Here is a 5,813-nt window from a genome sequence, read left to right on the forward strand (position 1 = left end):
GGTCTTGGGGCGGAAGTTGCCCTGCTCGTCGAAGTCGGTGATGGGGAACGAGAGCAGGCCGGAGCCCATGATGGTTTTGAGTTCTTGCGGGGTCATGGTCATTGCAGCGGGAGAGGATGGTGAATGAAACGGGTGTCTGTGGCGCTCAGTCGAGCTTGATGTTGGCGGCCTTCACCACGCTGGCCCAGCGCGCGCGTTCCTTGGCGAAGAACTGGTCCTGTTCGGTGGAGGTCATGGTCACCACTTCGGCGCCCTGGCCGGCCAGGCGCGAGCGGATCTCGGGTGCGCGGATGGCGGTGATGAGCGCCTTGTTGAGCTTTTGCACGACCGCATCGGGTGTGCCGCGTGGCAGCAGCACGCCTTGCCAGGTGCCCGACTCGTAGCCGGCCACACCTTGCTCGGCAATCGTGGGCACGTCACCGATCAGCGGCATGCGGGTGGACTTGGAAACGCCCAGCACCTTGAGCTTGCCGTTTTGTACCTGGGGCAGGGTGGCCAGCATGCCGTTCATCAGCACCTGGGTCTGGCCCGCCACGGTGTCCTGAATCGCGGTGACGCCGCCCTTGTACGGGATGTACTGCCAGCGTGCGCCGCTGGCGCGCTCCAGCGCCACGCCCGCCAGATGGGGCGCGCTGCCGGTGGCCGTCACGGCAAAGTTCAGCTCGTTCTTCTTGGAGTAGGCGATCAGCTCCTTGAGGTTGTTGACCGGCACCGAGGGGTGCACCACCAGCAGGTGGGGCGAGTAGGCCAGCATGGTCACACCGCGCAGGTCTTTGGAGGGGTCGAACGACAGCTTGGTGTAGACCGAGGGGCTGATCGCCAGCGCGCCCACATCACACAGCAGCATGGTGTAGCCATCGGGCTCGGCTTTGGCCACAAAGTCGGCACCCAGGTTGCCATTGGCGCCGGGCTTGTTCTCGACGATCACGCTCTGCTTGAGCGATTCGGACAGCGCCTGGCTGATCGAGCGCGCAATGATGTCCGAGCTGCCGCCTGGTGGGTAGGGCACCACGATGCGCAGTGTCTTGGCAGGCCATTCAGCGGTCTGGGCCGTGGCAGAAGTTGCCACCAGAGCGGCAGTGCAGGCCAGAAGAATTGCGCGACGTTGCAGGCTCATGGAATGTCTCCGTGTGTTTGTGTTGTTAGTCATCGTACAACTAGATCGAAAAATATGCAATCCATGCCGGTGCCATTCAGTGCATGTTTATGGGGATTTCAGGGTTTGTACTGAGATTTTTGGCCCAAAAAAATCCAGATATTGTTGACTGGCGGGTGTTTCGAGGTTGTACGTGACCTCGGGTAATCCCTTTCTCTGTCAGCGCTGAAGATGGGTCAGAATGCATTCCTTGTTGTATGACGACATATCACAATCACACGATGCTGCAGCAATGAATCGCCCTGCGAATGGCGTCTCCGGGCGCAGCAGAACCACCACAGCCTCACTGGCGGGCGCGCTGCAGAGTCGCAGTCCAGCCGAAGGCACTACCAGGGGACCGAGCATGACCATCCCATTTCGTATCCATCACCGCGTCGCGCCCGTGATGCTGGCCGTCGCAACCGCGCTGGGCGTACAGGCTGTGCAGGCAGCCACCTGGGTGTACGTGGCCAATGCAGACAGCCAGGATGTGTCGGTGCTGGAGCTGGACCGCGCCGCCGGGACGCTCAAGCCCGTGGACACCACGGCACTGGGCGGCGCTGCCATGCCCATGGCCGTCAGCCCGGACAAGCGCGTGCTCTACGTGGCATTGCGCTCACAGCCGTTTCGGGTGGTCAGCCTGGCCATTGACCCGGTGAGTGGCAAGCTGCGTAAGCTGGGCGAGGCGCCGTTGGCCGACAGCATGGCCAATATCGACACCGACGCCACCGGGCGCTGGCTGTTCGCAGCCTCCTACCCCGGACACAAGATCACGGTCAACAGCATTGGCAAGGACGGTGTCGTGGGAGCGGTGCAGCAACTTATCCCCACCGCGCCCAACGCGCACGCCATCCACGCGGACGCAGCCAACCGCTATGTCTTTGCTACCAGCCTGGGTGGCGACCACCTCTCGGCCGGGAAGTTTGATGCAGAGACCGGCAAGCTCACCGCCCACGAGCCCGCGTTGACGCCCGTGGCGCCCGAAAAGTCCGGCCCCCGCCATTTTGTCTGGAGCGGCGACCAGCGCCACCTGTATCTGCTGGACGAACTGGATGCGGCCGTGCATGTGATGGCCTACGACAAGGAGCGTGGCACGCTGCGCCCGCTGCAGCGCACCACGGCATTGCCCGCAGGTTTTGCGGGCAAGCCCTGGGCCGCCGACATTCACCTATCGCCCGATGGCCGCACGCTGTATGCGTCGGAGCGCACGTCCAGCACGCTGAGCGCATTTCGCGTCGATGCCGCCACCGGGCAGCTGCAGCCCCTGGGGCATGTGCCCACCGAAAAGACGCCGCGCGGTTTTGCAGTGGACGCGTCTGGCCGCTTCCTGATCGCTGCGGGACAGGAGTCGCACCACGTCGCACTGCACCCCATTGACCCCGCGACAGGCCTTCCCGGTGCGCCCACCCGCGTTCCGGTGGGCAAGAACCCCAACTGGATCGAGATCGTCGATATGCCCTGAGCGGGTAAGGGCGTGCGTTCACAGGCTGCACCGACAACACGGCCTCCGCATGCGCCCTCGCTCCTTGCCCCCTTTTTTCATTGCCCCTAGGAGACAAACACATGCAACGCAGAACCCTGGTCCAATCCGCCGTCCTGGCAGCCGCAGGCGCGCTGATGGCGCTGCCCGCCATGGCCCAGACCACCTGGCCCACCGGCAAGCCCATCAGCTACGTGGTGCCCTTTGCCGCCGGTGGCACCACCGACACCCTGGCCCGCCTGATTGGCCAGCAACTGGGCACAGCCCTGGGCACCACGGTGGTGGTGGAGAACAAGGGCGGCGCCGCAGGCAGCATCGGCTCGGAGGCGGCCGCGCGCTCGGCCCCGGACGGCTACACGCTGCTGGGCGGTACCGTCAGCTCGCATGCCATCAACATCAGCCTGTACCCCAAGCTGGGCTACGACCCCATCAAGTCGTTCAGCCCCGTCACGCTGATCGGCACCAACCCGGTGGTGCTGGTGGTGTCCGCCGCCAGTCCCTACAAAACCCTGAAGGACGTGCTGACAGCCGCCAAGGGCAAGCAGGGCGGCCTGTCGTCCGCGTCGGCCGGTACGGGCAGCTCACAGCATCTGGCGGTGGAACTGCTGGCCTACAAGTCGGGCGTGAAGTTCACGCACATCCCCTACAAGGGCAGCGGCCCTGCGATCCAGGACGTGATCAGCGGCCAGGTGGACATGATGTTCGATACCACCGTGGTCGCTGCCCCTCACATCCAGAGCGGCAAGCTGCGCGCCATTGCCGTCACGTCGCCCAAGCGCCTGGCCTCCATGCCCGACGTGCCCACGGTGGCGGAGTCCGGCGTGGCCGAACTCAAGGACTTTGAGGTGCAGTCCTGGCAGGCGATCTTTGTGCCGGCAGGCACGCCCACCCCGGTGGTGAGCCGCCTGCACGACGAGATCCGCAAGATCCTCGCCCAGCCCGACATGCAGACCCGCCTCAAAGGTTTTGGCATGGAGCCTGCCGACATGAGCGTGGCCCAGATCGCCACGTTCCAGAAGGCTGAAGTGGACAAATGGGCGCAGGTCATCAAGGCGGCCAATATCAAGGTGGACTGATCGCCCGGCCGATCCTGTTTTCTTCCTGTAGAGACTTGGCGGAACTGCCTTTGGGCCGTTCCGCCTTTTTTATTGCGGGTTGGGCGCTGGCGCGCTCGCGGGGGCGTCCGTCGATGGCGAGCGATGTGCGAGCACGAGATCGGGATGCTGTCCGGTGAGCAACAGAAACATCGCGAACACGGGCCCCTGCATATTGCGCTCGTCGGTCATGCTCTCCAGCGCCTGCCAGGTGCGCGACTGCACGCCGCCCCGGCTGCCGGTCTGCAGTGGGTAGCCCATGAGTTCGGCAGCTTGCGCCTGGCTGAGCCCGGCCGCAACGCGCGCGGCCTTGAGCTGCTCGCCATTGGGCACAGGCATGGCGAGGGCCATGGCAGAAAGGGGTGGTGTGGACATGATTTGCTATAAAAAAGAGAGCTAATTGGGCATGAATTACGGGCGCTACAGCCCATTTTTACCCAAAAAGCGGGAGCGCTATCCGGGTGTGGTGCTGGCACATCACTGGACAAAACAGAGAGGTGCCGCGATGCAGGCTGGCGGAGGGCGCTTCTAGAATTTGCTCGCACTTGACGAGCGTCAACACAAACAACAAGCCGCATTCCGAGCGGCATCCGAGGAGGGAGCCATGAGTTACACCATCCAGATCTGGGAGAAGCCCGCTGATTGGCCCTGGCCAGCCACCAAGGCTGAGGCGGACGCGCAGTACGAGCGCGTGGAGGCCGGCCCCCAGGTGCCGATGAACCCCCAATTCACTGCCTGGGCCCGGGCCGTCGAACAGCGCTTTGCCGGGTTCTGGGACATTTACCTCGGTGGTCCTGACATCACCGACCCGACCTTTGGCGTCGGCATCAACACCCGCTTTCCGGATTGGGGTCCGCCGTTTGACGATGGCTGGGAGCAGGCGGCCCGCCTGGGCCTGAATCTGTATGACCCACAAAGTGGCGTGCACTACCTGGCCAATGGCGACGCCCCTGAGGAGCCCGACTTGCAGGTGCGCCATGCGGTCCGTGCGCGCCAGGCGGGCGATGACGCCAAAGCCTGGGCCGAGTACCGGCGTTGGGCCGCGCGGGGCAACCCCCATGCGCTGTATGCGCTGGGTCGGGCCCTGCGTTTTGGCACCATGGGCCAGCGCAGGCACTTTGACCTGGCGGCTGCACTGCAGCTCATGGGGGCGCACGATGCGGAGACCCGCAAGGACGCCCAAGCCTTCTACGAGCGCTTTCCGGACAAGGCCAAGGCCCGCGTTCAGGCTCTGATGGCACGGCTGAAGGCCGCCCCGGGCGAGACACTGCTGCAGGTCGTGGACGAAGAGCGCAAGGCAGTCGATGACGCTGTGGCCCGCAGCGAGCAACTGGCCTTGTACTCGCGCAAGCGCATTGAAGCGGCAGACGCCCTGGAGCCCTCAGCGGCCCAGGGCCACGAGGTGGCAGCCTTTCTGCAGGCGCTGGAGACCGTGATCGGCTGGGAGCAGCCCAACTACGAGAACGCGCGCTCCTGGTGCCAGCGCGCGGCAGACTGGGACCATGAACCCGCCAAACGCCTGTTGGCCGTGATGTTCGAGCGCGGCTGGGGCGGGCCGGCGGACGCGCAGCAGGCCGCCAAGTGGAACGCCGCCGCGCAAACGCAGCGGCAGCGGGCGCAGCAAAAGCAGCAGGCCCAGCAAGCGTCACAATCGCCCGGCGGCCTCAGCCTGGCGCCCATGGCTGCGGCTTCGTCCGCACCCGGTGCCGCAGCACCCCTGGTGTGGACTGGCAACCCCCTGCGCGACCTGCCGGGCTGGTACGCCCGCGAGGGCGATCCGCACGCCGCGTTTCACCTGGGCACCAGCGATGAGCATGGCCGCTATGGCGGCCCCGTGAACCTGGCCCAGGCCCGCGCCTGGTATGCCCAGGCGGCCGAGGCAGGCCACGCCGACGCCACCTACAACCTGGGCACCTTCATCGAAAGCGGCAAGGGCGGCCCCAAAGATGCCCTGGTGGCCAAGGCGTTGTTCATGCTGGCCAACACGCGGGGTACCACCATGCAGGTGGCCGACCTGCGCATCAAGCCGCAAGAGCAGGGGCCCGTGCGGGCGCTGGTGATGGCACTGCGCGAGCCGGGGCGGCTGCGTGCCGTGCTGCAAGAG

At 65.4% G+C, this 5,813-nt stretch carries 5 protein-coding genes and 1 pseudogene; 3 read left to right on the forward strand and 3 right to left on the reverse strand.

The features are described 5' to 3' along the window. Both DBR23_RS06980 and DBR23_RS06985 read right to left on the reverse strand, forming a co-directional pair. A pseudogene (locus DBR23_RS06980) lies at nucleotides 1-96 on the reverse strand (5-dehydro-4-deoxyglucarate dehydratase); the annotation flags it as partial. A gap of 49 nt (nucleotides 97-145) precedes the next feature. Further along, nucleotides 146-1,117: a tripartite tricarboxylate transporter substrate binding protein gene (locus tag DBR23_RS06985; protein ID WP_108497757.1), complete on the reverse strand. Its 972-nt coding sequence runs from the start codon at nucleotides 1,115-1,117 to the stop codon at nucleotides 146-148. A 382-nt stretch (nucleotides 1,118-1,499) separates the two neighbouring features. On the opposite strand from DBR23_RS06985, the gene DBR23_RS06990 reads away from it, so the two are divergent. Continuing rightward, the gene (locus DBR23_RS06990) at nucleotides 1,500-2,597 is read left to right on the forward strand and encodes a beta-propeller fold lactonase family protein (RefSeq protein ID WP_108497758.1); all 1,098 of its coding nucleotides are present in this window, start codon (nucleotides 1,500-1,502) and stop codon (nucleotides 2,595-2,597) included. A 101-nt stretch (nucleotides 2,598-2,698) separates the two neighbouring features. Next, entirely contained in the window at nucleotides 2,699-3,691 is a 993-nt protein-coding gene (locus tag DBR23_RS06995) for a tripartite tricarboxylate transporter substrate binding protein (RefSeq protein ID WP_108497759.1), read from the forward strand. Between the two features lie 69 nt (nucleotides 3,692-3,760). Here the strand turns inward: DBR23_RS06995 and DBR23_RS07000 are convergent, their stop codons facing one another. Beyond that, entirely contained in the window at nucleotides 3,761-4,084 is a 324-nt protein-coding gene (locus DBR23_RS07000) for a helix-turn-helix transcriptional regulator (protein WP_108497760.1), read from the reverse strand. Between the two features lie 229 nt (nucleotides 4,085-4,313). Between DBR23_RS07000 and DBR23_RS07005 the strand changes: the two genes are divergently transcribed. After that, nucleotides 4,314-5,813: tetratricopeptide repeat protein (locus DBR23_RS07005; RefSeq protein WP_108497761.1), on the forward strand; the 1,500-nt coding region annotated here is incomplete at its 3' end.

The organism is Acidovorax sp. HMWF018, assembly GCF_003061035.1.
In the GTDB taxonomy this organism is placed as follows: domain Bacteria; phylum Pseudomonadota; class Gammaproteobacteria; order Burkholderiales; family Burkholderiaceae_C; genus Acidovorax; species Acidovorax delafieldii.

Excerpts from the sequence above, each read along its gene's own strand:
- DBR23_RS06995 (WP_108497759.1), top strand. The coding sequence starts at position 2,699 with ATGCAACGCAGAACCCTGGTCCAATCCGCCGTCCTGGCAGCCGCAGGC.
- DBR23_RS07000 (WP_108497760.1), bottom strand. The coding sequence starts at position 4,084 with ATGTCCACACCACCCCTTTCTGCCATGGCCCTCGCCATGCCTGTGCCC.
- DBR23_RS06985 (WP_108497757.1), bottom strand. The coding sequence starts at position 1,117 with ATGAGCCTGCAACGTCGCGCAATTCTTCTGGCCTGCACTGCCGCTCTG.
- DBR23_RS06990 (WP_108497758.1), top strand. The coding sequence starts at position 1,500 with ATGACCATCCCATTTCGTATCCATCACCGCGTCGCGCCCGTGATGCTG.